This is a genomic window from Pseudomonas sp. KH_040 (assembly GCF_057839305.1).
In genome coordinates this window covers 4,088,902-4,114,219 of record NZ_CM174487.1, presented here as the reverse complement: position 1 = coordinate 4,114,219, position 25,318 = coordinate 4,088,902, and the positions used below count along the sequence as shown (strand labels likewise).

25 protein-coding genes are annotated in these 25,318 nt (G+C 60.0%); 11 read left to right on the top strand and 14 right to left on the bottom strand.

Annotation, left to right across the window (positions count from 1 at the left end; genetic code table 11):
* Positions 1-79 precede the first annotated feature (79 nt).
* Positions 80-1,519 (bottom strand): dihydropyrimidinase, encoded by a 1,440-nt coding sequence (hydA, locus tag AC3IUF_RS18205; protein WP_489278891.1) that lies wholly within the window; start codon positions 1,517-1,519, stop codon positions 80-82.
* A gap of 626 nt (positions 1,520-2,145) precedes the next feature.
* Between hydA and AC3IUF_RS18200 the strand changes: the two genes are divergently transcribed.
* The 3 genes from AC3IUF_RS18200 (at position 2,146) to AC3IUF_RS18190 (ending at position 6,141) form a co-directional block, all read left to right on the top strand.
* On the top strand, positions 2,146-3,630 hold the full coding sequence (locus AC3IUF_RS18200) for an NCS1 family nucleobase:cation symporter-1 (RefSeq protein ID WP_007918787.1): 1,485 nt from the start codon (positions 2,146-2,148) through the stop codon (positions 3,628-3,630).
* A 158-nt stretch (positions 3,631-3,788) separates the two neighbouring features.
* The gene (locus AC3IUF_RS18195; RefSeq protein WP_007918780.1) at positions 3,789-5,072 is read left to right on the top strand and encodes a Zn-dependent hydrolase; all 1,284 of its coding nucleotides are present in this window, start codon (positions 3,789-3,791) and stop codon (positions 5,070-5,072) included.
* A gap of 127 nt (positions 5,073-5,199) precedes the next feature.
* On the top strand, positions 5,200-6,141 hold the full coding sequence (locus tag AC3IUF_RS18190) for a DHH family phosphoesterase (RefSeq protein ID WP_489278889.1): 942 nt from the start codon (positions 5,200-5,202) through the stop codon (positions 6,139-6,141).
* Here AC3IUF_RS18190 and AC3IUF_RS18185 read toward each other — a convergent pair.
* Both AC3IUF_RS18185 and AC3IUF_RS18180 read right to left on the bottom strand, forming a co-directional pair.
* The gene (locus AC3IUF_RS18185) at positions 6,111-6,977 is read right to left on the bottom strand and encodes a CAP domain-containing protein (RefSeq protein WP_007918776.1); all 867 of its coding nucleotides are present in this window, start codon (positions 6,975-6,977) and stop codon (positions 6,111-6,113) included. The two genes, AC3IUF_RS18190 and AC3IUF_RS18185, sit on opposite strands and share 31 nt — an antisense overlap.
* 280 nt (positions 6,978-7,257) lie before the next feature.
* Positions 7,258-8,028, bottom strand: coding sequence for an alpha/beta hydrolase (locus tag AC3IUF_RS18180; protein WP_489278887.1), 771 nt, complete (start codon positions 8,026-8,028; stop codon positions 7,258-7,260).
* Between the two features lie 112 nt (positions 8,029-8,140).
* Between AC3IUF_RS18180 and AC3IUF_RS18175 the strand changes: the two genes are divergently transcribed.
* Positions 8,141-9,085, top strand: a complete 945-nt coding sequence (locus AC3IUF_RS18175) for an aldo/keto reductase (protein WP_489278886.1) — start codon at positions 8,141-8,143, stop codon at positions 9,083-9,085.
* Between the two features lie 140 nt (positions 9,086-9,225).
* Positions 9,226-9,429, top strand: coding sequence for a hypothetical protein (locus AC3IUF_RS18170; RefSeq protein ID WP_489278885.1), 204 nt, complete (start codon positions 9,226-9,228; stop codon positions 9,427-9,429).
* A 7-nt stretch (positions 9,430-9,436) separates the two neighbouring features.
* Here AC3IUF_RS18170 and AC3IUF_RS18165 read toward each other — a convergent pair whose 3' ends face one another.
* On the bottom strand, positions 9,437-10,330 hold the full coding sequence (locus tag AC3IUF_RS18165; RefSeq protein WP_123376691.1) for a LysR family transcriptional regulator: 894 nt from the start codon (positions 10,328-10,330) through the stop codon (positions 9,437-9,439).
* A 97-nt stretch (positions 10,331-10,427) separates the two neighbouring features.
* Between AC3IUF_RS18165 and AC3IUF_RS18160 the strand changes: the two genes are divergently transcribed.
* Positions 10,428-10,904, top strand: a complete 477-nt coding sequence (locus AC3IUF_RS18160) for a (R)-mandelonitrile lyase (protein WP_007918765.1) — start codon at positions 10,428-10,430, stop codon at positions 10,902-10,904.
* 249 nt (positions 10,905-11,153) lie between these two features.
* On the opposite strand, the gene paoC is transcribed toward AC3IUF_RS18160, so the two are convergent.
* From paoC to AC3IUF_RS18140, 4 genes are all read right to left on the bottom strand, one after another.
* Positions 11,154-13,352: an aldehyde oxidoreductase molybdenum-binding subunit PaoC gene (paoC, locus tag AC3IUF_RS18155; protein ID WP_489278884.1), complete on the bottom strand. Its 2,199-nt coding sequence runs from the start codon at positions 13,350-13,352 to the stop codon at positions 11,154-11,156.
* A complete protein-coding gene (locus AC3IUF_RS18150) occupies positions 13,349-14,305 on the bottom strand; it encodes an FAD binding domain-containing protein (protein ID WP_489278882.1) in 957 nt (318 codons plus the stop codon). The genes paoC and AC3IUF_RS18150 overlap by 4 nt, the downstream gene beginning before the upstream one ends.
* Positions 14,302-14,925 (bottom strand): aldehyde dehydrogenase iron-sulfur subunit PaoA, encoded by a 624-nt coding sequence (paoA, locus tag AC3IUF_RS18145; protein WP_007918834.1) that lies wholly within the window; start codon positions 14,923-14,925, stop codon positions 14,302-14,304. Before paoA ends, AC3IUF_RS18150 begins: the two co-directional genes overlap by 4 nt.
* A gap of 356 nt (positions 14,926-15,281) precedes the next feature.
* A complete protein-coding gene (locus AC3IUF_RS18140; RefSeq protein WP_489278880.1) occupies positions 15,282-17,036 on the bottom strand; it encodes an L-lactate permease in 1,755 nt (584 codons plus the stop codon).
* A gap of 243 nt (positions 17,037-17,279) precedes the next feature.
* Here AC3IUF_RS18140 and AC3IUF_RS18135 point away from each other — a divergent pair, with 243 nt between their 5' ends.
* Positions 17,280-17,483, top strand: coding sequence for a hypothetical protein (locus AC3IUF_RS18135; protein ID WP_064120858.1), 204 nt, complete (start codon positions 17,280-17,282; stop codon positions 17,481-17,483).
* A gap of 56 nt (positions 17,484-17,539) precedes the next feature.
* Here the strand turns inward: AC3IUF_RS18135 and AC3IUF_RS18130 are convergent, their stop codons facing one another.
* On the bottom strand, positions 17,540-17,818 hold the full coding sequence (locus tag AC3IUF_RS18130) for a hypothetical protein (protein ID WP_007918828.1): 279 nt from the start codon (positions 17,816-17,818) through the stop codon (positions 17,540-17,542).
* A gap of 70 nt (positions 17,819-17,888) precedes the next feature.
* On the opposite strand from AC3IUF_RS18130, the gene AC3IUF_RS18125 reads away from it, so the two are divergent.
* Genes AC3IUF_RS18125 through AC3IUF_RS18115 form a run of 3 tightly spaced genes read left to right on the top strand, consistent with a single transcriptional unit; the run spans position 17,889 to position 19,563 of the window.
* Positions 17,889-18,074, top strand: a complete 186-nt coding sequence (locus AC3IUF_RS18125) for a hypothetical protein (RefSeq protein ID WP_489278877.1) — start codon at positions 17,889-17,891, stop codon at positions 18,072-18,074.
* Positions 18,075-18,124: 50 nt separating this feature from the next.
* On the top strand, positions 18,125-19,207 hold the full coding sequence (locus tag AC3IUF_RS18120; RefSeq protein ID WP_414915886.1) for a hypothetical protein: 1,083 nt from the start codon (positions 18,125-18,127) through the stop codon (positions 19,205-19,207).
* Positions 19,208-19,209: 2 nt separating this feature from the next.
* The gene (locus tag AC3IUF_RS18115; protein WP_463543317.1) at positions 19,210-19,563 is read left to right on the top strand and encodes a DUF1428 domain-containing protein; all 354 of its coding nucleotides are present in this window, start codon (positions 19,210-19,212) and stop codon (positions 19,561-19,563) included.
* 215 nt (positions 19,564-19,778) lie between these two features.
* Here the strand turns inward: AC3IUF_RS18115 and AC3IUF_RS18110 are convergent, their stop codons facing one another.
* Positions 19,779-19,973: a hypothetical protein gene (locus tag AC3IUF_RS18110; RefSeq protein WP_007918825.1), complete on the bottom strand. Its 195-nt coding sequence runs from the start codon at positions 19,971-19,973 to the stop codon at positions 19,779-19,781.
* Positions 19,974-20,079: 106 nt separating this feature from the next.
* Between AC3IUF_RS18110 and thpR the strand changes: the two genes are divergently transcribed.
* Positions 20,080-20,601 (top strand): RNA 2',3'-cyclic phosphodiesterase, encoded by a 522-nt coding sequence (gene thpR / locus AC3IUF_RS18105; protein ID WP_463543316.1) that lies wholly within the window; start codon positions 20,080-20,082, stop codon positions 20,599-20,601.
* A gap of 236 nt (positions 20,602-20,837) precedes the next feature.
* Here the strand turns inward: thpR and AC3IUF_RS18100 are convergent, their stop codons facing one another.
* The 4 genes from AC3IUF_RS18100 to AC3IUF_RS18085 form a co-directional block, all read right to left on the bottom strand.
* Complete coding sequence (locus tag AC3IUF_RS18100) at positions 20,838-21,935, bottom strand: polyamine ABC transporter substrate-binding protein (protein ID WP_489278874.1); 1,098 nt, start codon at positions 21,933-21,935, stop codon at positions 20,838-20,840.
* 155 nt (positions 21,936-22,090) lie between these two features.
* Positions 22,091-22,966, bottom strand: coding sequence for an ABC transporter permease subunit (locus AC3IUF_RS18095; RefSeq protein ID WP_007919252.1), 876 nt, complete (start codon positions 22,964-22,966; stop codon positions 22,091-22,093).
* On the bottom strand, positions 22,963-23,844 hold the full coding sequence (locus AC3IUF_RS18090; protein WP_371042493.1) for an ABC transporter permease subunit: 882 nt from the start codon (positions 23,842-23,844) through the stop codon (positions 22,963-22,965). The genes AC3IUF_RS18095 and AC3IUF_RS18090 overlap by 4 nt, the downstream gene beginning before the upstream one ends.
* A 29-nt stretch (positions 23,845-23,873) precedes the next feature.
* On the bottom strand, positions 23,874-25,016 hold the full coding sequence (locus AC3IUF_RS18085; protein WP_007919249.1) for an ABC transporter ATP-binding protein: 1,143 nt from the start codon (positions 25,014-25,016) through the stop codon (positions 23,874-23,876).
* Positions 25,017-25,318 lie beyond the last annotated feature (302 nt).

Below are 25,318 nucleotides of genomic sequence, written 5' to 3'. Positions count from 1 at the left end.
TTATTGAGGTTCTCTGCCTCTGATGGGCAGTGGTTTGATCGTTCCCACGCAGAGCGTGGGAACGATCATCTTCGGGGGATCAGCGTTTCACAGCAGTCGGCTTGTGCAACTCAGCCCGCTTGCTCAGCAAATCAAACACCGCCGGATACGCCGGCCGTTCGATATACCGCCCGGCGCCACGCTCGGCGCGCAAATCACCATCGGCCCAGACCAGCCGGCCCTGGCTGACGGTATGGCTCGGCACACCGCGCACGGTTTTGCCTTCGAAGATGTTGAAGTCCACCTGCTGATGGTGGGTCTTGGCGGAAATGGTGCGGCTGCCTTGCGGATCCCACAGCACCAGATCGGCATCGGCGCCGACGCGAATTGCACCTTTGCGCGGATAGAGGTTGAAGATTTTCGCGGTGTTGGTGGAGGTGAGGGCGACGAAATCCTGCATCGATAAACGACCACTGTTGACGCCTTCATCCCACAGCACCGCCATGCGATCTTCGATACCCGCCGTACCGTTGGGAATTTTGCTGAAGTCATCGCGCCCGGCGGCTTTCTGCTCGGCGCAGAAGCAGCAGTGGTCAGTCGCGGTGGTGTGCAGATTGCCGTTTTGCAGCCCGTGCCACAGCGCCTCTTGATGACCGCGCGGGCGGAACGGCGGGCTCATCACGTAACCGGCAGCGGTCTGCCAGTCCGGATGTTGATAGACGCTGTCGTCGAGCAGCAAATGCCCGGCAAGCACCTCGCCGTACACCGGCTGACCCTTGCTGCGCGCATAGGTGATTTCGTCGAGGGCTTCCTTGGTCGAAACGTGCACCAGATACAACGGTGTGCCGATGGTTTCAGCGATACGAATCGCCCGACTGGCCGCTTCGCCTTCAACCTGCGACGGCCGCGACAGCGGATGCGCCTCCGGCCCGGTGATGCCTTGGGCCATCAACTTGCGTTGCAAGTGATAAACCAGTTCGCCGTTTTCCGCGTGCACGGTCGGCACCGCGCCGAGTTCCAGGCAGCGCTCGAAACTCGCCACCAGCGTGTCGTCGGCGGCCATGATCGCGTTCTTGTAGGCCATGAAATGCTTGAAACTGTTGATGCCGTGATGGCTGACCAACTCGGCCATTTCCTCACGCACCTGCTCGCTCCACCAGGTAATCGCGACGTGGAAGCCATAGTCGGAGGCGGACTTTTCCGCCCAGCCGCGCCACTGATGAAAGGCTTCCATCAGCGACTGCTGCGGATTGGGAATCACGAAATCAATGATCGATGTGGTGCCGCCGGCCAGACCGGCCGCCGTGCCACTGTAGAAATCCTCACTGGCCACAGTGCCCATGAAGGGTAGTTGCATGTGGGTGTGCGGATCGATGCCGCCGGGCATCAGGTATTGGCCGCTGCCGTCGAGTACTTCGGCGCCGGCGGGAATATCAAGGTTTTCACCGATGGCTTTGATCACGCCGTCGGCGCAATAGACGTCGGCGCGATAACTTTCATCATGGGTAACAACGGTGGCGCCACGGATCAACAGAGACATTCCGAGTTCCTCGCAGGCATTGACCGACTTGTGTCGGTTCTAGATGTTTTATTGATGTACGGCGTTGCAGGGTGTATTCCTGTCAGCGCTGTCAGGAATAGAAACTAGTCGCAGATTTGCAATAGATCAAGATTATTTTTTATAAGCTTATGACTGTTTTAAGTGTATGAAAAATAACGATAAAAAACGTAAATCACCAAAATGGTGAGGCCGTTCACCATTTTGACGCACTTGACAGGATGGAAATATGAGCAAGATTTCCTATGTGAAATCAGCCGCTTGAAGTTGAGCTGCGGTTGCTCGCTCACGATGAAAATAAATGCAGTGCACCAGATTGAGTCCTGTCTGTTCGGACAACTTGCCAGGTGTTTAGCCTGAGCACCCAGACAAGTTTCCGCGAACTCACCCGGTGAATAATTAAAACTGATGAATATCAGAAAGTTGCAAAGCGTTTAACGCTCGGCCCGATGCGCAAGCGGGGCACCCGGCACGTTTATTGATGCCGCCGCTGACACCATGGCCGGTGCACGAAAGTTGTCAGTTCCTCCGGCCATCGTCCGGCTCGCACCCTCGTGTGCAAGCCGCCTGATGAGCAAAAAAATAATCAGAAGAACAGTGGAGCGGCCATGCAACAGAACAGATCGCAAGTGACCGAGCGCGACGGCTTGTATGAACTCGAAGCCGGCAGCGACGTCCTCGACAGTCCCCGTTACAACCACGACATGGCACCGACCAAGGTGCGCGAACGAACCTGGAACAAATGGCACATCACCGCGTTGTGGGTCGGCATGTCGATCTGCGTGCCGACCTACACCCTCGGCGGTGTCCTCACGGCTTACTTCGGCCTGACCGTTGGCGAGGCGTTGCTGGCGATTCTGTTTGCCAACGTTATCGTGCTGATTCCGCTCACACTGAACGCCTTTCCCGGCACCAAGTACGGCATTCCGTTTCCGGTGTTGCTGCGCTCATCGTTCGGCATTCTCGGTTCCAACGTGCCGTGTTTGATTCGGGCGTTGGTGGCGTGTGGCTGGTTCGGCATTCAAACGATGTTCGGCGGGCTGGCGATACACCTGTTTCTCGGCTCGGTGTTCGAGGGCTGGAAATCCCTCGGCGGCACCGGGGAGGTGATTGGCTTCATGATCTTCTGGGCGCTGAACCTGTGGGTGGTGATTCGTGGCGCCGAGTCGATCAAATGGCTGGAAACCTTGTCGGCGCCGTTGCTGGTAGCGGTGGGCATCGGCCTGCTGGTGTGGGCGATGCCCAATGTGTCGATGACCGAGCTGCTGGCGATTCCAGCGAAACGTCCGGAGGGCGCCAGTGTGGTGAGTTACTTCGCCGCTGGGCTGACGGCGATGGTCGGGTTTTGGGCGACGTTGTCGCTGAACATTCCGGACTTCAGCCGTTACGCCAAGAGCCAGAAAGATCAGATCCTCGGGCAGATTTTCGGTCTGCCGCTGACCATGTTTCTGTTCGCTTCCCTTGGCGTAATCATGACCGCTGCGTCGGTGAAACTGGTCGGCGTCACCGTGTCTGATCCAGTCAGTCTGATCGGCCACATCCAGAGCCCGGTGTGGGTGGCGGTGGCGATGGCGTTGATCATCATCGCCACGCTGTCGACCAACACTGCTGCCAATATCGTCTCGCCGACCAACGACTTTCAGAACATCGCGCCCAAGGTGATCAACCGCACCAAAGCGGTGTTGCTGACCGGGTTTGTCGGGCTGGCGCTGATGGGCCATGAGCTGCTGAAAAAACTCGGTTTGATTGTTTCCGATGTCAGCCTGGAAACCGTTTACTCCAACTGGTTGCTGGGCTATTCGAGCCTGCTCGGGCCGATCGCCGGGATCATGGTGGTGGACTATTTCCTGATCAAGAAACAGCAACTGGACCTGGCCGGGTTGTACCGCGACGACGTTTATCCAGCGTGGAACTGGGCCGGTTTTGTTGCGTTTGGCGTGCCGGTGGTGCTGACCTTGTTGTCGCTGGGCAGCGATGCGTTCAGCTGGTTTTACAGCTATGGCTGGTTCACCGGCTCGGCGCTGGGCGGGATTATTTATTACGGGTTGTGCGTGATGCGTGCGCAGCCTTCGGTCGTGAAAACAGCGGTGTGAATGAGGGCCCCATCGCTGGCAAGCCAGCTCCCACAGGGATCGAGTCGTACACAAATTGTGTGTTCACTCAAGAACCTGTGGGAGCTGGCTTGCCAGCGATAGCGGTCTACCAGACACCACAGCGACATCCATAAGAAAAGCAGCCTGAGGAGATCCCCATGAACGCAGCCGTAGACGTTCTGCAATCGAGCCATCAGCACATCAACCGCGATCGCCTGTGGGCGTCGCTCATGGAGCTGGCCAAGCTCGGCGCCACGGTCAAGGGCGGGGTGTGTCGCCTGGCCCTGACCGATCTCGACCGCCAGGCCCGCGACCTGTTTGTGCAATGGTGCAAGGACGCCGGATGCAGCGTCACGGTCGATGCTGTCGGCAACATCTTCGCCCGTCGCCCCGGGCGCAATCCGAATCTGCCACCGGTGATGACCGGCAGCCACATCGACACCCAACCCACCGGCGGCAAATTCGACGGCTGCTTCGGCGTGCTCGCCGGCGTCGAAGTCCTGCGCACGCTCAACGACCTTGGCGTGGAAACCGAAGCGCCGCTGGAAGTGGTGGTCTGGACCAACGAAGAAGGCTCGCGCTTCGCCCCGTGCATGATGGGCTCCGGGGTGTTTGCGGAGAAATTCACCCTCGAAGAAACCCTCGCCAAAGTCGATGCCGACGGCGTCACCGTTGGCGAAGCGCTCAACGCCATCGGCTACGCCGGCCCGCGCGAAGTCAGCGGGCATAAGGTCGGCGCTTATTTCGAGGCGCACATCGAACAAGGCCCGATCCTCGAAGACGAACAGAAAACCATCGGCGTGGTACTCGGTGCGTTGGGGCAGAAGTGGTTTGATCTCAAGCTGCGCGGGGTCGAAGCGCATGCCGGCCCGACACCGATGCACCTGCGCAAAGATGCACTGGTCGGCGCTTCGGTGATCGTCGGCGCCGTCAACCGCGCCGCCCTCGGCCATCAACCCCACGCCTGCGGCACCGTCGGTTGCCTGCAAGCCTATCCCGGCTCGCGCAACGTCATCCCCGGTGAAGTGCGCATGACCCTCGACTTCCGTCATCTGGAACCGGCGCGTCTCGACTCGATGATTGCCGAGGTTAAACAAGTCATTGAGGCCACCTGTGAAGAGCACGGTCTGACTTATGAACTGACGCCGACAGCAGACTTCCCGCCGCTGTACTTCGAAAAAGGCTGTGTGGAAGCGGTGCGCGGCGCGGCGAAAGGGCTTGGCTTGTCGAATATGGACATCGTCAGCGGCGCCGGGCATGACGCGATTTTCCTCGCCGAACTCGGCCCGGCCGGAATGATCTTCGTGCCGTGCGAGGGCGGCATCAGCCACAACGAAATCGAGAACGCCGCGCCGGATGATCTGGCGGCCGGCTGTGCGGTGTTGTTGCGGGCGATGCTGGCGGCTTCGGCGATGGTCGCGGGAGGACAGCGCGCAGCCTGAAGATCAAAAGATCGCAGCCTTCGGCAACTCCTACAGGGAAACCATAGATCCTGTGCAGGAGCTGCCGGAGGCTGCGATCTTTTCGCTGTCACCACAACGTCATGAAAATGTGCGATTCTGCCGGCCCATGAAAATCATCACCTCCGGCGCGTCCTATCTGGACATCGACGCCTACGCCTGCTGCATCGCCTACGCAGAATTACTCAACCTGCAAGGCATTCCCGCCCGCGCTGCCAGTAACGCACAACCCAACGCCAGCGTTTCGCACACTGTGCTCGGCTGGGCTGCTGCTTTTGACGATTACCCGCCGACGCTGGACGATGAGTTTGTCCTGGTCGATGTCTCGGACTATCACCATTTCGACTCGATGGTGGTGCTCGAGCGGGTGGTAGAAATCATCGATCACCATCCAGGGTACGAAACCTATTGGCAGCAGAAGCTTGGGTCTGCCGCCGATATTCGTCCGATCGGCGCTGCGGCAACCCAGGTTTTTCAGCGCTGGCAGACGGCCGGTGTGCTGCCGCAGATCAGCGTACAAAGTGCCGCTTTGCTGGCCACCGCGATTCTCGACAACACGCTGAACTTCAGCGGGCAGATGACCACACCAGCGGACATTGAGGCTTACGTCGACCTCGCTTCACGCTCAAAGCTGACGTCAGACTGGCCCCGACAATATTTTCTCGAATGCCAGACTCGCATCGAATCGGACCTGGCCGCTGCATTGGCAGCCGACTCGAAGCGCATGAAACCCGAGAGCAACCTGCCTGGCTTCTTCGCACAAATGACGGTGTGGGATGCCGATGCCTTGCTGCAAAAACACCGGCCGATGATCAAGCGCTGGATGGCAGAGCAGGGCGATGACTGGCTGCTGAATGTAATCAGTATCCGCGACCGCAAAAGCTGCTTTCTGGCGCCAGGCGAGGTCAGCCAGCAAAAGCTCAATCGCTTATTGCCACTCGACTGGCAGGCCGGATTGGCCGTGCGGTCGCCGTCAATGCTGCGCAAGGAATTGTTGAAATTGGGGCTGGACGCTGGCAGTCACTGCGCACCAAATACCATCGTCCAGTAAACCCCTTCATCACTGCGCGCCTCACTGGCAAACCCGGCACCAACCTGGGTAAACATCGGGTTCATCAGGTTGGCGCAATGCCCGGGACTGGCCAGCCATCCGGCCATGGCCTTGCCCGGTGAACTCTGTCCAGCCGCAATGTTTTCGCCAATTTGCCGACCACGATAACCCGCCGCACGCGCACGATCGGCGGGCAGGTCGCCATCCGGGTCGCGGTGGGCAAAATAGTTGCCGTAAGCCATGGCTTTGCTGTGTCCCTGTGCGGCGGCGCCCAGCGCGGCGTTCCAGCTCAATGGCCGGGCGGCGGCGAAGCGCTGGCGTCCACACATCCGTGGCCGGGCGCGCGCGGCGTTGACCTCGGCGAGCAACGCCTTGCCGACGCTGCGGTTATCGCCAACGCGGCTGTCGAGCACCGGTTGCGCCAACACCACTTGCCACTCATTGCGCGAACGACTGATGCCGATGTCGGCGTAGCTCGCATCCAACAGCGCGGCGCAGTGCTCGTCTTGCAGCATGTCGAAGGCCTCTTCGGCGTCCTCGGCCCCGACCACGCGAATACTGCGCACCGCGATGGCGGAATAGCCTGACGACTTCAACGCTTCACGCATGCCGCCGGCGTAGCGATAACCGATCGGCAAGGCCAGGTTCGACTTCAGCGCCAACGGTGCCAGCCGTTGCGCCGGGCGTCGATCACAGCGTTGTGGATGGGCGCGATAGTCGTTGATGGCGGCCACCAGTTGTCGCTCCGCACCGGCATGGGCGGTTGCAGCGAACAGCGGCGAAAGGATCAGCAGGCACAGCGAAACCAAGCGAGACGAGCGAACGGCGTGGCGCATGAGACGGGCAGCTCTGAAGAGGGACAGCGCAAAAGTTGAGTGGACCGCAGAAAGCGGCGCGGATAGGACTGGGCTTTTTGGACTTGGTTCAAGGGGCGGGGAGATGTTTTGTTGTGGGGCGACGAGGCGCTGGTTGTTTCAGGAAGATCAAGCGTGGTTGGACTGGCCTCATCGCTGGCAAGCCAGCTCCCACAGGGTGCGGCGTCGTACACAAAATTGTGCTCGCCACAAAAACTGTGGGAGCTGGCTTGCCAGCGATGGCGCCCGCCCAGCCAACACATCAGCGATTCAACACATCCGCCATCCACTGCAAATACTGCGCACGGTCGGAGATCGAGTTATGCCCCGAATCCGGCACCACCCTGAGCACCGCCACGCCTTGCGGGAAACTCTCCAGCAAACGCTGGGTGCTGGCGCGCGGAATCACCTCGTCGTCACTGGCTGCAAGCAACAGCGTCGGCACGTGGAGATGCGCGGCGTATTTGCCGGATTCGAAACGATCCTTGAGTAACCACTTCACCGGCACCCATGGATATTGCCGCGTCGCGATTTCTTCGAGGCTGTTGTAAGGCGTCACCAGAATCAGCTGCTGCACCGGCCGCTGACTGGCCAGACGTATCGCGACACCGGAACCGAGGCTGCGCCCGACCACGGCAACCTGCGGGTGACTGGCGTAGACCTGATCGAACAGCGCCAACGCATCCTCGGCAATCGCCGCTTCGGACGGGGAACCGCCGCTGCCACCAAAGCCGCGATAGTTGAGCAGATACACCGCGTATTCGGGAAACGCCTCGGCAAACTCCGGCAGATTGCGCGACACATCCTCGGCATTGCCGCCGAAATAGATCAGCGCCCGTGGCCCGACACGTTCGCGGGTGAGCACCGAAACCTGCGCGTCCGGCATCGACAAGGTCAGTTGTGAGTCGGTGTTTGTGAAGGCATTGGGCTGCGGAAAATAGATCAGCGAGCGCTGAAAAAAGAACAGCGCCGCGCACAGCACCAGGTACACGGCAACGATCAATGCGACGAGTGACATCAGGGTTCGGGACATTCGGCTACTTTTAACGGTGTGTGAAGGATTGCTGTCGCAGTGTAGTCCAGCCCTGCAACCGGGCCGCTCGCACACACAACATGCAACAGATCCACGCAGCAGGGGAACCAGCATGAGCCACACTGAGGGTTACTCCCGTCGCCGATTGCTCACGCTGGCTGCCGGGGTTTCGGCGGTCTTCACCTTTGATCGGGCGTTGGCCACAACCACTACGTCCGCGACTTCTGGAGGCCACGCCATGCAGACCCGCGCCATCCCGTCCAGCGCCGAGTCGCTGCCAATCGTGGGGCTGGGCACCTATCGCGGCTTCGACGTCGCCCCCGGTGATCCGGCCTACCGGCAATTGCCTGCAGTGCTGGATGAGCTGTTCACCAAGGGCGGCACGCTGATCGACAGTTCACCGATGTATGGCCGTGCCGAACAGACCACCGGTGAGCTGCTGTCGATCCACGAACCGCGTTCGCCGGCGTTTCTGGCGACCAAAGTGTGGACGCGCGGACGTAAGGAGGGCATCGCGCAGATGGAGCAGTCGTTCAGCCTGCTGCGCACCGAACGCATCGACCTGATGCAGATTCACAACCTGCTCGACTGGCAAACCCACCTGCCAACCCTGCGTGAATGGAAAGCGCAGGGGCGCATCCGCTACATCGGCATCACCCATTACACGCCCTCGGCCTACGAGGAAGTCGAAGCAGTGCTGAAGGCCGAGCCACTGGATTTTCTGCAAATCAACTACGCCCTCGATGACCGCGGCGTGGAGAAACGCATCCTGCCGCTGTGCCGTGAGCGCGGTGTTGCGGTGATCTGCAACCGGCCGTTTGGTGGTGGTGATCTGCTCGCGCGGTTGAAGGGCAAACCGTTACCAGGCTGGGTTTCCGATGTGCAGGTCAACAGTTGGCCGCAATTGGCTTTGAAGTTTCTGCTCTCGCATTCAGCGGTGACTTGTGTGATCCCGGGCACGGGTAATCCGCGTTACATGGCCGACAACGCCAGGGCCGGGTTCGGGCCGATGCTCACCGACGCGCAGCGGCATCAGTTGATTGCGTTGGCAGGTTGAGCGAGCCGGGATCTTCCGTTTGCTTCGATGGCTGAGGTATTTAATTTCCAAATGGTCTTGGAAACTGTCAGATCTGACAGTTGGAGGGGCTTTGTTAGCACGTAGTCATGATGACACTACTTCGCTCAGGAAGAATCATCATGGATGCGCAAAGCCGTCGATTCGCCTGTTTTACCGGAGTTTGCCTCGTGTTCATTCTGTTTGCTGCTTACGCGCTTGATGAAAAATACATGTGTATGGGAGCGCAGCGTGGACAGTTTGCAACCGTGCCTGCGAATTCTGTGAAAGAGGCGGCGACGTTAGCCAAAGCGTTTTGGGGCGCTGCGGGTTGTTATAAAAAATGACAAGCCATCAACCGCGATAGCGCAACGCCTCCAGCAACAACGCAAACGCCGGCGCAGCCTGACGCCGGCTCGGGTAATACAGGTGATACCCGGCAAACGTCGGGCACCAATCCTCAAGCACCTGCAGCAAACGGCCGTCGGCCAGATACGGCGCGACGACGTTCTCCGGGATGTAGCTCAATCCGAAACCGTCCAGCGCAGCGTCGAGCAACGGGTAGACACCGTTCAGGGTGATTTGCCCGGACACCCGCACTTTCAGGCTTTCACCATCCTTCTCGAATTCCCAGCTGTACAACCCGCCGTTGGTGGGCAGGCGCAGGTTGTTGCAGGCGTGGTCGGTCAGATCGCGTGGCGTTTGCGGTGGGGTGCGTTTGGCGAAATAGGCGGGTGAGCCCACCACCGCCATGCGCATGTCGGGGCCGATGCGGGTGGCGATCATGCCTTGTGCGACGTCTTCGCCCAGGCGTACACCGGCGTCGAAACCCTGGCCGGCGATGTCGACGAAACCATAATCGCAGCAGACCTCGATGGATATGTCCGGGTACTGCGGCAGAAAATCCTTGAGCACCGGGCGCAGCAACCAGTTCAGCGAGTGATCGGTGGCGCTGATGCGGATCTTGCCCGCCGGGGTGTCGCGCAGGTTGCTCAGCGCCGCCAGTTCCAGTTCGATTTCTTCGAAGCGCGGGCCGATGGTTTGCAGCAGGTGTTCGCCGGCTTCGGTGGGCGAGACGCTGCGAGTCGTGCGGGTCAGCAGGCGCAAGCCCAAACGCGCTTCAAGCGCGCGAATCGTGTGACTGAGCGCCGATTGCGAAACGCCGAGTTTGGCCGCCGCTTTGGTGAAACTGCGCTCGCGGGCCACGGCGAGGAAGGCGAGGAGGTCGGTGGCGTTTTCCCGAAGCATTGATGAGTGTCCTGCATAAGTTTTTTTGAATTCTAGTCGATTATCGGAAGAGTTCGGCTGGGTAAAGTAGTGGCATTGATTATCTGGAGGAATTGCCATGAACCCGATTGCCGCTTCTGCGTTGACCCTTTCCCTGTTGGCGGGTGAGGTTCAGGCCAATGACAATCCGCGCGTGACCGTGACACCCAATGGCTCACAAGCTTCGGCCAGAGGCCCGGCCGATTGGTTCACTGGCACTGTGCGTGTCGATGCGCCGTTCAAAGGCTCCGACGCGGCACGGGTCAGTGGCGCAACGGTGACGTTTGAGCCGGGCGCGCGCACCGCGTGGCATACGCATCCGTTGGGACAGACCTTGATCGTCACGGCGGGGTTTGGGTTTGTACAGGAATGGGGGCAGCCGGTGCGTGAGATTCGTCCTGGCGATACCGTGTGGATTGCGCCGGGGGCCAAGCATTGGCACGGCGCGGCGCCGACCACGGCGATGAGTCATATCGCTATCGCTGAAGTACTGGATGGCAAAGTAGTGGATTGGATGGAGCAGGTGAGTGATGAGCAGTATTCGCGTTCCGAGTGAAGCGCTTCCCTCACCCCAGCCCTCTCCCGGAGGGAGAGGGGGCCGACCGAGGTGTCTGGCGTTATCCATCGACCTGAGAGACCGGGTCGATTGTGGATTCACAGCAAAGCGTTATCCATCGACCTGAAAATGCTCTATCGATTATGGATTCACAGCAAGACGTTCACGTCGGTGCAGCCCTCAAATATCCCCGGATCAGTCCCCTCTCCCTTTGGGAGAGGGCTAGGGTGAGGGGCTCTTTTCAGGCGTTTAGATCATCTCCGGCAGTGAAGAGAGGATTTTATCGAGGGTGATCGGATACTCCCGCACCCTAGCCCCCGTGGCGTTGTAAATCGCATTCGCCACCGCTGCACTGACCCCGCAAATCCCCAACTCACCAACCCCCTTGGCCTTCATCGGCGAAGACACCGGATCAGTCTCATCAAGGAAAATCACCTCCTGATGCGGAATATCGGCATGCACCGGCACTTCATACCCGGCCAGATCATGGTTGACGAAAAAACCCAGCTTCTTGTCCACCGCCAACTCTTCCATCAACGCCGCACCGACGCCCATGGTCATCGCGCCAATCACCTGACTGCGCGCCGCTTTCGGGTTGAGAATCCGCCCGGCCGCACACACTGCCAACATGCGGCGGACACGCACTTCACCGGTCGCGGCATCCACCGCAACCTCAACGAAGTGCGCACCAAACGTCGATTGCTGATACTGCTTGGCAAGGTCGCCGAATTCGATGCTGTCCTCGGCCACGATAACGCCATTTTGCGCAGCATTGCGCAGCGGCACGTGCTTGTCGCCAACCCGCACCTGACCGTCGACAAACTCCGCCTGATCCACCGCCATGCCCAACGTGCCCGCCACCGCTTCACGCAGCTTCATGCACGCGGCGTATACCCCGGCGGTCGAGCAGTTGGCGCCGAACTGTCCGCCGGAACCTGCCGACACTGGAAAGCTCGAATCGCCCAGATGCACGCTCACATCCTTCAAACCAACACCCATCATCTCAGCGGCTGTTTGCGCGATGATCGTGTAACTGCCAGTGCCGATATCCGTCATGTCAGTTTCAACGGTGATTTTGCCGTCACGCTCCAGCCGTACCCGCGCGCCCGACTTGACCAGTAGGTTGTTGCGGATCGCCGCTGCCACGCCCATTCCGATCAACCAGCGACCTTCACGCCGTGTTCCCGGTTGCGCATTACGCTTGTCCCAACCGAACTTCTCCGCGCCGGTTTGCAGGCATTCGATCAGGCGCCGCTGCGAGAATGGCCGCTCGGTTTTCACCGGGTCGACCTGGGTGTCGTTGAGAATGCGGAACTGGACCGGATCAAGCTTGAGCTGCTCGGCCATCTCGTCCATGGCGATTTCCAGCACCATCAGCCCCGGCGTTTCACCAGGTGCACGCATGGCGTTGCCTTCGGGCAGATCCAGCGGCGCGAGGCGCATGCTCACTAGTCGATTTTCAGCGGCGTATAACAACTGACTCGGTTGCGCCGCGACCTCGACCTTGCCTTCAGCCAAGTTGCCCGACCAGCCTTCGTGGGCGATCGCGGTGAGTTTGCCGTCCGCCGTCGCACCCATGCGAATGCGCTGAATCGTCGCCGGGCGGTGGGTGGTGTTGTTGGCGATCTGCGGGCGGGCGAGGGCGACTTTCACCGGTCTGCCAGCCATGCGCGCACCCAGGGCGGCAAGAATCGCATCGGCGCGAATGAACAACTTGCCGCCGAAACCTCCACCAATGTACGGCGAAATCAGCCGGACTTTTTCTTTAGGCAAACCAAGCGTCGTCGCGATGTCGTCGACGCTCCAGGCGATCATCTGGTTCGATGTCCACAAGGTCAGTTGATCGCCTTTCCAAGCCGCTAACGTGGCGTGCGGCTCCATCATCGCGTGGGACTGATCCGGCGTGGTGTAGGTCTGATCGAACTGCACCGGCGCGGCGGCGAATGCCTTGGCGAAATCACCGTGGCTGACGTCGGGCAATTCGTCTTTCGGCTCGACACCTTGGTCGCGCACGCTGGCCAGATCGAATTCGCCTTTGGCCGCGACGTAGTCGACCTTGACCATTTGCGCAGCGGCGCGCGCCTGTTCAAAGGTCTCGGCAACCACCAGCGCAACCGCCTGGTGGTAGTGCTGAATCTCCGGCCCGGCCAACAAATGCGCGGCGTTGTATTGGCCTTTGCCGAGTTTGCCGGCGTTGGCGGCGGTGACGATGGCCAGCACACCTGGCGCGGCTTTCGCCTGTTCAAGATCGATATTGTTGATGCGCCCCTTGGCGATGGCCGAGCCGACCATAAAGCCGTAAGCCTGATTGGCCACCGCTTCACGCTGCTCATAGGCGTAAGGCGCCTGACCGCAGGTTTTCAACGGCCCTTCGATGCGGTCGGTGGGCTGGCCGATGACCTTCAACTGGTCGATCGGGTTGGTGGTGGCGGGCGTGTCGAATTTCATGCTTCATCCCTCGCTTGCGCCAACACCGAACCGAGCGTGCGCTCGACCAGGGTCAGTTTGAATTGGTTGTCGTGGGTCGGCGTGGCGCCGTCGAGCAGGCGTGCGCTGACCGCTTTGGCGCCTTGGGGCAGCAACGCTTCGGCGGCTTCAACCCGCCATGGTTTCGGCGCGATACCGCCGACGGCGATGCGGCCGCTGCCGTCCTTTTGCAGGATCAGGCCGACCGAGACCAGCGCGAACGCATAGGACGAGCGATCTCGCACCTTGTGATAAACGTGGGTGCCGCCGACGGGCGCGGGCAGTGTCACCGAGGTGATCAACTCGCCAGGCGTCAGGCTGGTTTCGATGTTCGGCGTGGTGCCCGGCAATTGATGGAAATCGGCCATGGCGATGCTGCGGGTCGTGCCATCGGGTTTCACCGTTTCAATCTGCGCATCGAGTGCGCGCATGGCAATTGCCATGTCACTCGGGTGTGTGGCGATGCACGCGTCGCTGACGCCGATGATGCCCAGTTGCCGACTGACCCCGCCGATCGCTGCGCAACCGCTGCCGGGTTGGCGTTTGTTGCAGGCCTGATGGGTGTCGTAGAAGTATGGGCAGCGCGTGCGTTGCAGCAGGTTGCCGGCAGTGGTCGCCATGTTGCGCAACTGCCCGGAAGCCCCGGCGAGCAACGCGCGGGAGAGCAGCGCGTAATCTTTGCGGACGCGCGCGTCGGCTGCCAGATCGGTGTTGCGCACCAGCGCGCCAATGCGCAATCCGCCTTCGGGCGTGGCTTCGATCTGATCCAGGCCGAGGTGATTGACGTCGATCAGATGCAGCGGGGTTTCGATGTCGAGCTTCATCAAATCCAGCAGGTTGGTGCCGCCAGCGATGAAGCGTGCGCCTTCTACCTGTAACGCTTGCGCAGCGGCAGCGGCGGGGGAGTCGGCGCGGCTGTAATTGAACGGTCTCATGCCGGCACCTCTGCGACTTCAGTGATCGCTTCAATGATGTTCGAGTAAGCCCCGCAGCGGCAGATATTGCCGCTCATGCGCTCCTGAAACTCACTGGCGATCAGTTGCGGTTGCTCGGTCAAGCTGGGGCTGACGTGGCTGGGAATGCCGTCGCGGATCTCTTTGATCACCGCCACCGCCGAACAGATCTGGCCCGGTGTGCAATAGCCGCACTGATAGCCGTCATGCTTGATGAACGCGGCTTGCATCGGGTGCAGATTGTCGGGCATGCCGAGGCCTTCGATCGTAGTAATCTCACTGCCTTCATGCATCACCGCCAGAGTCAGACAGGAATTGATGCGTCGACCATCGGCGATCACCGTGCAGGCGCCGCACTGGCCGTGGTCGCAACCTTTTTTACTGCCGGTCAGATGCAGGTGCTCGCGCAGGGCATCGAGCAGGGTGGTGCGGGTGTCGACGTCAAGCGCACGCGGCTTGCCGTTGACGTTGATCGTCACTTTGCTCATGGCCGGTTGCTCCAGATTGGCCGCGTAGGCCTTGAGGCTGATAAACGGCGGCATCGCGAAGGCGGTGGCGGTCACGGCGCCGAGGATCAGAAATCCGCGTCGGGAAATCGTCATGGTTCGATTCCTTTTCTCTCTTCATCAGGGCAGCAGGGTCGTGGATGGCCCAAGCGGGCAGCCAGCGTCATCGCCGGTCTCGTTAAGGAGTGACTGCCGGAGGGAGGAAAAGGTTTTGTCGGATTTTCGCTATAGAGTTATGCGTGTGGCTCATTAATCGACGGTACGACACAATCGCCTGTAGGCCTTCGCGTGCTCGCGATGGCGTCTTGTCCGTCAACATGAGTGTTGAATGTCAGTGCCTCATCGCTGGCAAGCCAGCTCCCACAGGTTTCGATGTTGTGAACGAAATTTTGTTTACAGCATGAGTTCCTGTGGGAGCTGGCTTGCCAGCGATGGGACCAGATCATCCAGCCTCAATGCCCGCCGACCACCATCGAGGTAAACGGCGCCACATACGCCTGCAATGTCACCAGCCCGCCGACCAGAATCGCCAGCACGATCGAGTGGAAGAACACGTAGCGCAGAATCTCGCCCTCATGCCCATACCAGCGGGTCGCGGTGGAGGCGACCACGATCGATTGCGCATCGACCATTTTGCCCATCACCCCGCCAGAGCTGTTGGCCGCCGCCATCAACACCGGACTGATCCCGAGCTGTTCCGAAGTCACCCGCTGCAAGCCGCCAAACAATACGTTTGACGCTGTATCGGAGCCGGTCAACGCCACACCCAGCCAACCGAGCAGCGTGCCGAACATCGGATAGAAAATCCCCGTCGCTGCAAACGCCAGACCCATGGTCGCGTCGAGTCCGGAGTAACGCGTGAGAAACCCCAGCGCCAGCATCGCTGCAATGGTGATCAGCGAAAACCGCACCACCCACAATGTGCGCAGGTATTGCTTGATCAGTTGCGGAATCGAGTAGCCCATCAGCAAGCCACCAACAATCGCCGCCAGCAGAATCCCGCTGCCGGTAGCGGTGAGCCAGGTGAATTTGTACACCGCTTCTTCAGCCTTCGGTGCCGCGACCACCGGCGGGACTTTTTCGATTTGCAGGTGCAGGCTGGTGAACGTCACGGCCGGGGCGAAAATCGGGTTGGCCTCGCGTAGCGGTTTGCCGGTGGGATCAAGCTTGGCTGACTGGGTGACCGGATCAATCGCCGGACGGGTGTCGAACATGTTCTTGAAGCCCTGCGTGCCCCAGGCAAACACGAACACAGTGAGGATGATCCACGGCATCCACGCGCGCATCACCGCCGGGCGCGCCTGATCGCTGAACGCGGCGCTGGCAGTGATTTTTTCTTCATCGACTTTGGAGTTGTCTACGCGCCCCGAAAGCGCAGCGGAGGTGTGAATGGTCGCTGGTTTCCACACCTTTAAAAACAGCGTCAGACAGGCCATGGAAATCAGCGCGGCGATCACGTCCACCAGCATTGGCCCGTGGTAGTTCGACACCAGAAATTGCGGGATCGCGAAGCTGACGCCGGCCACCAGAATCGCCGGCCAGATCTCGAGCATCTTGCGCCACCCGGCGAATGCCCAGATCAACCAGAACGGCACCAGCACCGAGAAAAACGGCAACTGCCGACCGACCATCATCGACAATTCCATTTCATCCAGCCCGGTGACTTTGGCCAGTGTGATGATCGGCGTACCCAGTGCGCCGAATGCCACCGGCGCGGTGTTGGCAATCAGCGCCAGACCCGACGCGGCCAATGGCGAAAACCCAAGTCCGATCAGAATCGCCCCGGTCACCGCCACTGGCGTGCCGAATCCCGCCGCACCTTCGAAAAATGCACCGAAGCAGAACGCAATCAGCAGCAACTGCAAACGTCGATCATCAGTGATGCGTGCAAGTGAGTCCTGCAGCACTTTGAACGAGCCGTTCTCGGTGGTCAGGCGATGCAGAAAAATGATGTTGAGGACGATCCAGCCGATTGGCAGCAAGCCATTCGCCGCGCCAAACAACGCCGCCGAACCGGCCATATTGGCTGGCATTCCGAAGGCGAAAATCGAAATCAGCAGGGCGGACGCCAGCGCCAGCAGCGCCGCCAAGTGCGCCTTGACGTGGAAAAACGCCAGTGCCGCGAGCATCACCACCACCGGTACGGCGGCCATGAGCGTGGAGATCACCGGGTTGCCGAACGGGTCGTAAATTTGCTGCCAGACCATGGTCCACCTCTGCTTGTTGTTATTGAGGGCGCAGATCCATTGCGTGGGGCTAGGTTGCAAGCAGTATAGGTGGCATTTCGCCGCCGCTCGGGCAGCGCGTACGGGGCGACAAACGGTCGCTAGTGGCCAGTGAATCAACGGCGTTTTGCCCGGTCGTATCTGCGGCTGCGCGCACCGCGTCCTGATGGCGCGGGCAGTGTGGCCGATTCCGTCGTCAAGACCTTGGTTTTAGGGAAGTGTTGAATGAAGCGCGCAACAACGATGCTGCTGACCGTGACCGCCGCCGTAATGCTCGGTGGCTGTGTCGCGGATTTTGATGATGACCACCGCCATGGCCGGCATTACGACCGCGATCATGGCCGCAATTACGACCATGACCGGCGCTGGGATGACCGCGATGATCGCCGCGACGGGCGTCGTTACTATCGTGATCGGGATGATGACTGATTGAACGCAAGAGGGCGTCCCGCGATGGGACGCCCTCTTTGTTTAGCCCTCGATACTCAAGAAAAGTGAGCGCTCGCCCGGACGCTGGATCGCGCAGGCACGGAGGCCTCGATGTCCAGCAAATGGGTGGCGAGAATGTCGCTCAGAAAACGGAATTGATCGTTGATGCCGACCACTTCATTGCTGAAGTGATTGGTCGCAGCGGGCATCAACAGATCTTCGAAATCTTCGTTGAACACCAGTGCCTGCGCTTTGTGCGACACGGCGTGCTGGTCGTAATAGTTGCTGCCGAACACCGGGAAACTCACGGAGAGTGTGACGTGGGTGTGAATCATGTTGTGAACTCCTCGCTGTGTTTCGGATGGCTCAATCGTGCCTTTGATGGGCGGTGGGCGGAAGGCAATCGTGGCGATGGTGAATATCGATGGCAGTTATGGTTGGGGTTTTTTGGGTGTTGCTGATGGCCTCATCGCTGGCAAGCCAGCTCCCACAGGTTCTGAGGTGATCACAAAATCTGCGGCCGCTGGAAATCCTTGTGGGAGCTGGCTTGCCAGCGATGAGGCCGGTACTTCCAACATCAGGCTCAATTGACCCACCTATAATCAAATCTGCCTCTCACACATTTGAAGGAAACCGCCACCGTGAACCCGCGTGCGCTGCTCGTCGCCGCACTGTTGTTGCTGGCCGGCTGCGCCACCTCGGCGCGGGTGCCGGTGGCAGCGCCGCAGGCCGTGTTCGTCTCGCCGCAGACCTGGCAGCAGATCGACCGGGAAATCGTCAGTGCTTCGCAGCAGTCCACCGAGCAAGTCAAAGTCTTCGCCCGTGGCTCGATGGAACATTGGCGCACTCGGGTCTATCAGCAAACTGAAGAAAATTTCATCCCGTGGTTCAGCAGCTATTGGACCCAGGAATGGCTGTCGATGAAGGTCAGTTGGTACACGATCAATGCCGGTGGCGAGCAGGACGCCTCGGCCAAGCGTCTCGCGGCGTATCTGCTTGAGCAGTATCAGGAAAGGGTGCTGGCGCCGGTGGCGGTGGAGATCGATCCGGATGCGATTCTTGGTCAGGCCACGGCGTTCTATGCGCAGTTGATGGCGCAGCAGATGCCGCTCATCGCCCAACGTCATGGTGTGCCCGTTGGTCAGCTCAATGGACGTTTGCAGAAAGTCCCGGCCATTGCGCTTGGCCCGCCACCGGCGCGGGATGCCTCGCTGTTTCAGGTGATCAGTACCGAGCCGTTGAATACGCTGCCGGCCTATGCCGCGCTGATCGACAAGATTCACACCGAGGGTGGCGCCAAGGGCATTGCCTCGACGGACGCGGGCATGGCCCCGGTGGCCAAGCGCGCCAGTCAGCGGATGGAAGCGGAAATGGCCCCGCGTGGGGCTGCCAGCGCAGTCGCAGCAGCGGCCGGAAAACTGGCTGGCGGACTGATTTCGGTCGGTGTGGCCGGCATTCGCGCGATCATTCAGGCCAATGACCGCCCTGACAGCGAAGCGCTGATCCGCAGCAGTCTGGGCAGCACCTTCGACAAGGCCTGGATGAAACTGGTGCAGAACCCGACGACTGGCGTCATGGCCGGCACGTTGCACATGGCCGGGCAGGTCGAGCGCAATCTGGGTGGGGGCGATGAGCCGTCGGTCGGCTTGGGCGTGAATCCTGTCGAATGGCAGCCACCGCAATCTACTAACCAGCAGATCGAAACCAACATGCAAGGAGAGTGATCATGGCTTACATCGATATTTTTGTCGCACCGGTGCCGAATGCAAATCGTGAGCAGTACAAAAAACACTGTGAAATCGCGGCGAAACTGTTCAAGGAATACGGCGCACAGGACGTGGTTCAATGCTGGGGCGATGACGTGCCGGAGGGCAAGGTCACGTCATTCCCGATGGCGGTCAAACTCAAGGAAGGCGAAACGGTGTCGTCCGGCTGGCTGATCTGGCCAGACAAAGCTACGCGCGACGCCGGCATGGCAAAAATGATGGACGACCCGCGCATGCAACCGGACGTCAACCCAATGGGATTTGATGGCCAGCGCATGATCTTTGGTGGTTTCAAGAACATTCTTGAATCCTGAGGCCTGCGCAAAATCTCTTGTAGGCTTTCGTCTACTCGCGATGGCGCCCGTACATTCAAAATCATCATTGCCTGACCTACCGCTATCGCTGGCAAGCCAGCTCCCACAGGTTTTGTGTGAAACCAGCAATGGTGGGCGCACCGCACGACCCTGTGGGAGCTGGCTTGGCAGACCTGCCGCTATCGCGAGCAGGCGAAGGCCTACAGGTACTGTGTTCACTCGGGTGAGGGGGTGATGCGGCAGCTTTTGCGCTCGCGAATCTGTTCGTCAGTGGGCCGCTCGCGGACGAACTCGAAACGCGGCTCACCCTCGCTGTAATGCACCAGCCAGCCCCATTCCAGCTCCTTTTCATCCTGCCCGGGATGCGGTGGTCGCGCCCACCACGGTTCTTTGCTGAGGATCTCGCGCATGGCGGCCTCCGGTTGATGGCAATCCTTGAACTATAGCTTCCCGTCACGAGTCGTCAGATCAGGCTGTGTAGAATCCGGCGGAACACTTTGAACAGGGAGCAGGGCCATGACCGATGAAGCGAAGCGACTGTTTTTCGCCCTCGATTGCCCGCCGGCGCAACGCAAGGCGATCGCTCAGTGGCGCGGGGAGTTGGGGTTGCGCACCGGTAAGCCGGTGCCGGCGGACAATTTTCACCTGACGCTGCTGTTTCTCGGCGCGGTGCCATTGGCGCAGATCAACGACGTCTGCGAGGCGGCCGGACAAGTGCGCACGCCGGGAGAGGCGTTGAAGATTTCGTTGAACCACTTGCAGGTCTGGCATCGCGCCGGGGTGTTGTCGCTGGCGCCGGAGCAGGCGCCACAAGCGCTGCTGCGGCTGGTCTACGCACTAGAGCAGGCGATGTTGCCCTTTGGCTTTGAAGAAACAACCCGCGAGTTTCGCCCGCATCTGACGCTGGCCCGTGACTACCGTGCGCCGGAGCCTGAGTCGGCCACGCCGCCGGAGTTTTTCCTGCGCTCCGAACGCTTTGCCCTGTTCGAATCACACAAGGGTCGCTATCGGATCCTGCAAGATTGGTCGCTGATGTGAGCGCACAAAAAAAGGCGCCCGAAGACGCCTGAGAATTCACCTGAGCCGAGGGAGCCAGGTGAGGCCGTTCATAGCAGGGTGCAGCGGTGGTAAGGCGCTGCGTGAACGGGAAATTTTTACACTGATCGTTCCCACGCTCTGCGTGGGAATGCCTCTTGTGACGCTTCGCGTCACGCTTTGGGACGCAGAGCGTCCCGGACTGCATTCCCACGCGGAGCGTGGGAACGATCATCGGCTCACTTACCGAGTTTCACCCGGGTCCAGCCACGGGTCATGATCCGCTGCGTGGCAATCGGCTGATCCGGCACCGCATACAACGTCGCCATTACCGCTTGCGACGGGTACGAGCCCGGGTCGTTGCGGATCGCTTCGTCCACCAGTGGCGTGGCCGCCGCGTTGGCGTTGCTGTAGCCGTTGCTGTTGGTGATCTCGGCGATGATGTCCGGACGCATCAGGAAGTCCATGAACAGGTAGGCGTTCTCGACGTTCGCCGCATCACGCGGAATGGCGACCATGTCGTAGAAACTGCCGGCGCCTTCCTTGGGAATGCTGTAGTCGATCACCACGTTGTTGCCCGATTCCACGGCGCGGGCCTTGGCCTGCAGCACGTCGCCGGAGTAACCAACTGCCACGCAGATGTTGCCGTTGGCCAGATCGGAGATGTATTTCGAGGAATGGAAGTACGCCACGTTCGGGCGAATCTTCATGAACAGCGCCTCGGCTTCCTTGATGTGCGCGGTGTCCTTGTCGTTCACCGGATAGCCCAGGTAGTGCAGGGCGGCCGGGATCATTTCGGTCGGCGAGTCGAGGAAACTGATGCCGCAGGCTTTCAGCTTTTTAGCGTTTTCCGGCTTGAACAGCAAGTCCCAGGAATTGGTCGGGGCGTTGGCGCCGAGCACTTCCTTGACCTTGGCCGGATTGAAACCGATGCCGATCGAGCCCCACATGTACGGGAACGCGTGGGCGTTGTCCGGATCACTGGCGGCGGCGTTTTTCAGCAGCACCGGGTTGAGATTCTTCCAGTTCGGCAGCTTCGATTTGTCCAGGGTCTGATAGACGCCAGCCTTGATCTGCTTGGCCAGGAAACTGTTCGACGGCACGACCAGGTCGTAGCCGGACTTGCCCGCCAGCAAACGCGCCTCAAGGGTCTCGTTGCTGTCGAAGACGTCGTAGGTCACGCGGATGCCGGTCTCGTCTTCGAACTTCTTGACGGTGTCCGGCGCGATGTAATCGGACCAGTTGTAAACACGCAGCACCTTGTCGTTGGCCTGGGCGCCCATGACCATTGCGCCCATTAAGGACAGTGTCAGCAGAGTCCTGCCAAACATTTTCATTGGTACAACTCCATTCTTTTTATTCAAAAACACAAAGCCAAAACTCGGTTAACAGCGCCAGCATGTGTAGGAGCTGTCGAGTGAAACGAGGCTGCGATCTTTTGATCTTTCACATCAAGATCAGAAGATCGCAGCGTGCCGCAGCTCCTACAGGGTTATGCGGTGGCGGCTTGTTGCTGTGGTCGCCACGACTCGTTTGCGGTCTGATCCATCGCTTCCTGAATCGCCCGCTTGCGGTTGGCTTCTGCCTTGCGGCCGAAGTACCAGACCAGGAAAGTCACCAGCGACACCGCCAGCAGAATCAGGCTGGCCACGGCGTTGATCTCAGGTTTCACGCCCAGACGCACCGCCGAGAACACTTCCATCGGCAACGTCGTCGAACCTGGTCCGGAAACGAAGCTGGCCAACACCAGGTCATCCAGCGACAAGGCGAACGACATCATCCCGCCCGCCGCCAGCGACGGCGCGATCATTGGAATGGTGATCAGGAAAAACACCTTGAACGGTTTCGCACCGAGGTCCATCGCCGCTTCTTCGATCGACAGATCCAGCTCGCGGAGGCGGGCGGAGACTACCACCGCGACATAAGCGGCACAAAACGTGGTGTGGGCGATCCAGATCGTGACGATGCCACGCTCCTGCGGCCAGCCGATCAACTGCGCCATCGCCACGAACAGCAGCAACAGCGACAGGCCGGTGATCACCTCAGGCATTACCAATGGCGCGGTGACCAGACCGCCAAACAGCGTGCGGCCCTTGAAACGCGTGACGCGAGTCAGCACGAAAGCGGCGAGGGTGCCCAACGCGACTGCGGCAATCGCGGTGTAGCAGGCGATTTCCAGCGAGCGCACTACCGAGCCCATCAGTTGCGTGTTGTCGAGCAAACCGACGTACCACTTCACCGACCAGCCGCCCCACACCGTCACCAGTTTCGAGGCGTTGAACGAGTAGATCACCAGAATCAGCATCGGCAGATAAATGAACATCAGGCCGAAGATCAACATGAACTTGGAAAAACCGAAGCGTTTCATCCCCGTGCCTCCATCTCTTTGGCCTGGCTGCGGTTGAACAGCAGAATCGGCACAATCAGGATCAACAGCATCACCACCGCCAGCGCCGATGCCACCGGCCAGTCGCGGTTATTGAAGAACTCTTGCCACAGCACGCGACCGATCATCAGCGTCTCCGGGCCACCGAGCAGTTCCGGAATCACGAACTCACCGACCACCGGAATGAACACCAGCATGCAGCCGGCAATAATGCCGTTCTTGGCCAGCGGCACGGTGATTTTCCAGAAGTTGTTGAAGTTGCTCGAACCCAGGTCCTGCGCGGCTTCCAGCAAGCTGCCGTCGTGCTTGACCAGGTTGGCGTACAGCGGCAGCACCATGAACGGCAGGTAGGCGTAAACCACGCCGATATACACGGCCGTGTTGGTGTTGAGGATCTCGATCGGGTGATCGGTGAGTCCCGTCCACATCAGAAATGCGTTAAGCAAACCGTTGTTGCTGAGGATCCCCATCCACGCGTAAACGCGGATCAGGATCGCGGTCCAGGTCGGCATCATGATCAACAGCAGCAGGACGTTTTGCGTTTCCTTGCCGGTCTTGGTGATCGCGTAGGCCATCGGGAAACCGATCAGCAGACACATCATCGTGCTCAGCGCCGCGACCTTCAGCGAACCGAGGTAGGCCGACAGGTACAGCTCGTCTTCGCCGAGCATGGTGTAGTTGCCGATGTTCAGCAGCAGCTGGAATTTCTGTTCGGCGTAGGTGTAGATCTCCGAGTACGGCGGGATCGACAGTGCGGCTTCCGAGAAACTGATCTTCATCACCAGAAAGAACGGCAGCATGAAGAACAGGAACAGCCAGATGAACGGAATGCCGATCACCAGTTTTCGCCCGCTGGGCACCAGGCGCAGGAATTGCTGATTGAAGGTTCTCATGAGCGCAGTACCACGCCGCTGTCGTCTTCCCACCAGACGTAGACTTTGTCGTCCCAGGTCGGGCGCGCGCCACGGCGCTCGGCGTTGGCCATGAACGACTGGACGATTTTGCCGCCGGGCAATTCGACGTAGAACACCGAGTGGCCGCCGAGGTAGGCGATGTCATGCACCTTGCCTTCGGACCAGTTGTAGCGGAACTCGGGTTGGGTGGTGCTGACGAGCATTTTTTCCGGACGGATCGCGTAGGTGACCGACTTGTCCTGCACCGAGGTGCTGACGCCGTGACCGACGTAGATCTTCTGCTGCAAGTCCGGGCTGTGAATGATCGCGTGACCTTCAAGGTCTTCCACCACAGTGCCGTCGAAGGCGTTCACGTTGCCGATGAATTCGCAGACCATGCGGCTGACCGGTGCTTCATAGATGTCGACCGGGCTGCCGATCTGAGCGATCCAGCCGAGGTGCATGATCGCGATGCGCTCGGCCATGGTCATGGCCTCTTCCTGGTCGTGGGTCACCATCACGCACGTCACGCCGACGCGTTCGATGATCTGTACCAGCTCCAGTTGCATCTGCGAGCGCAGCTTTTTATCCAGCGCACCCATTGGCTCGTCGAGCAGCAACAGCTTCGGACGCTTGGCCAGCGAGCGGGCGAGGGCGACGCGCTGGCGCTGGCCGCCGGACAACTGGTGCGGGCGGCGTTTGGCGTATTGGGTCATGTGCACCAGACGCAGCATTTCATCGACACGGGCGTCGATTTCACTGGCGGGCAAACGGTCTTGCTTGAGGCCGAAGGCGATGTTCTGCGCGACGGTCATGTGTGGGAACAGCGCGTAGGACTGGAACATCATGTTGATCGGCCGCTCGTACGGCGGCATGTCGGTGATGTCCACGCCGTCGAGCAGAATCCGCCCTTCGGTCGGGCGCTCGAAACCGGCGAGCATGCGCAGCAGGGTCGATTTGCCCGAACCGGAGCCACCGAGCAGAGCGAAGATTTCGCCCTGATGGATCTCCAGGGACACATCGTCCACGGCCACGGTTTCGTCGAACTTCTTGGTGACACGATCGACTTTCACCAGCACCTTTTTCGGTTGCTGATGACCTTCAAGTGCCTTCCTGTAAGTGCTGGAGGCGTTTGCCATGTGAAACTCCCAACAGGTTTCGTTCGCCTGGCCAATGTGGCCGGGCTTAAGTGGATTGCAAGCCTGTAAGCGCTGCTCCGGTCGAATCGCCGCAATACACTGTGGGAGCTGGCTTGCCAGCGATGGCGGTGGGTCAGTCACCATTAATGTTGAAGGTGACGGCCTCATCGCTGGCAAGCCAGCTCCCACAGGGTTTTGCATTGTTCTGACAGGTATTGCACTTACCGATCCGGCTTGGTCGGCGCCGCCGTCCTGGCTGCCTGGGTCGTACTTGTTGTTATTACGGGTGTTGCTGTTCACGA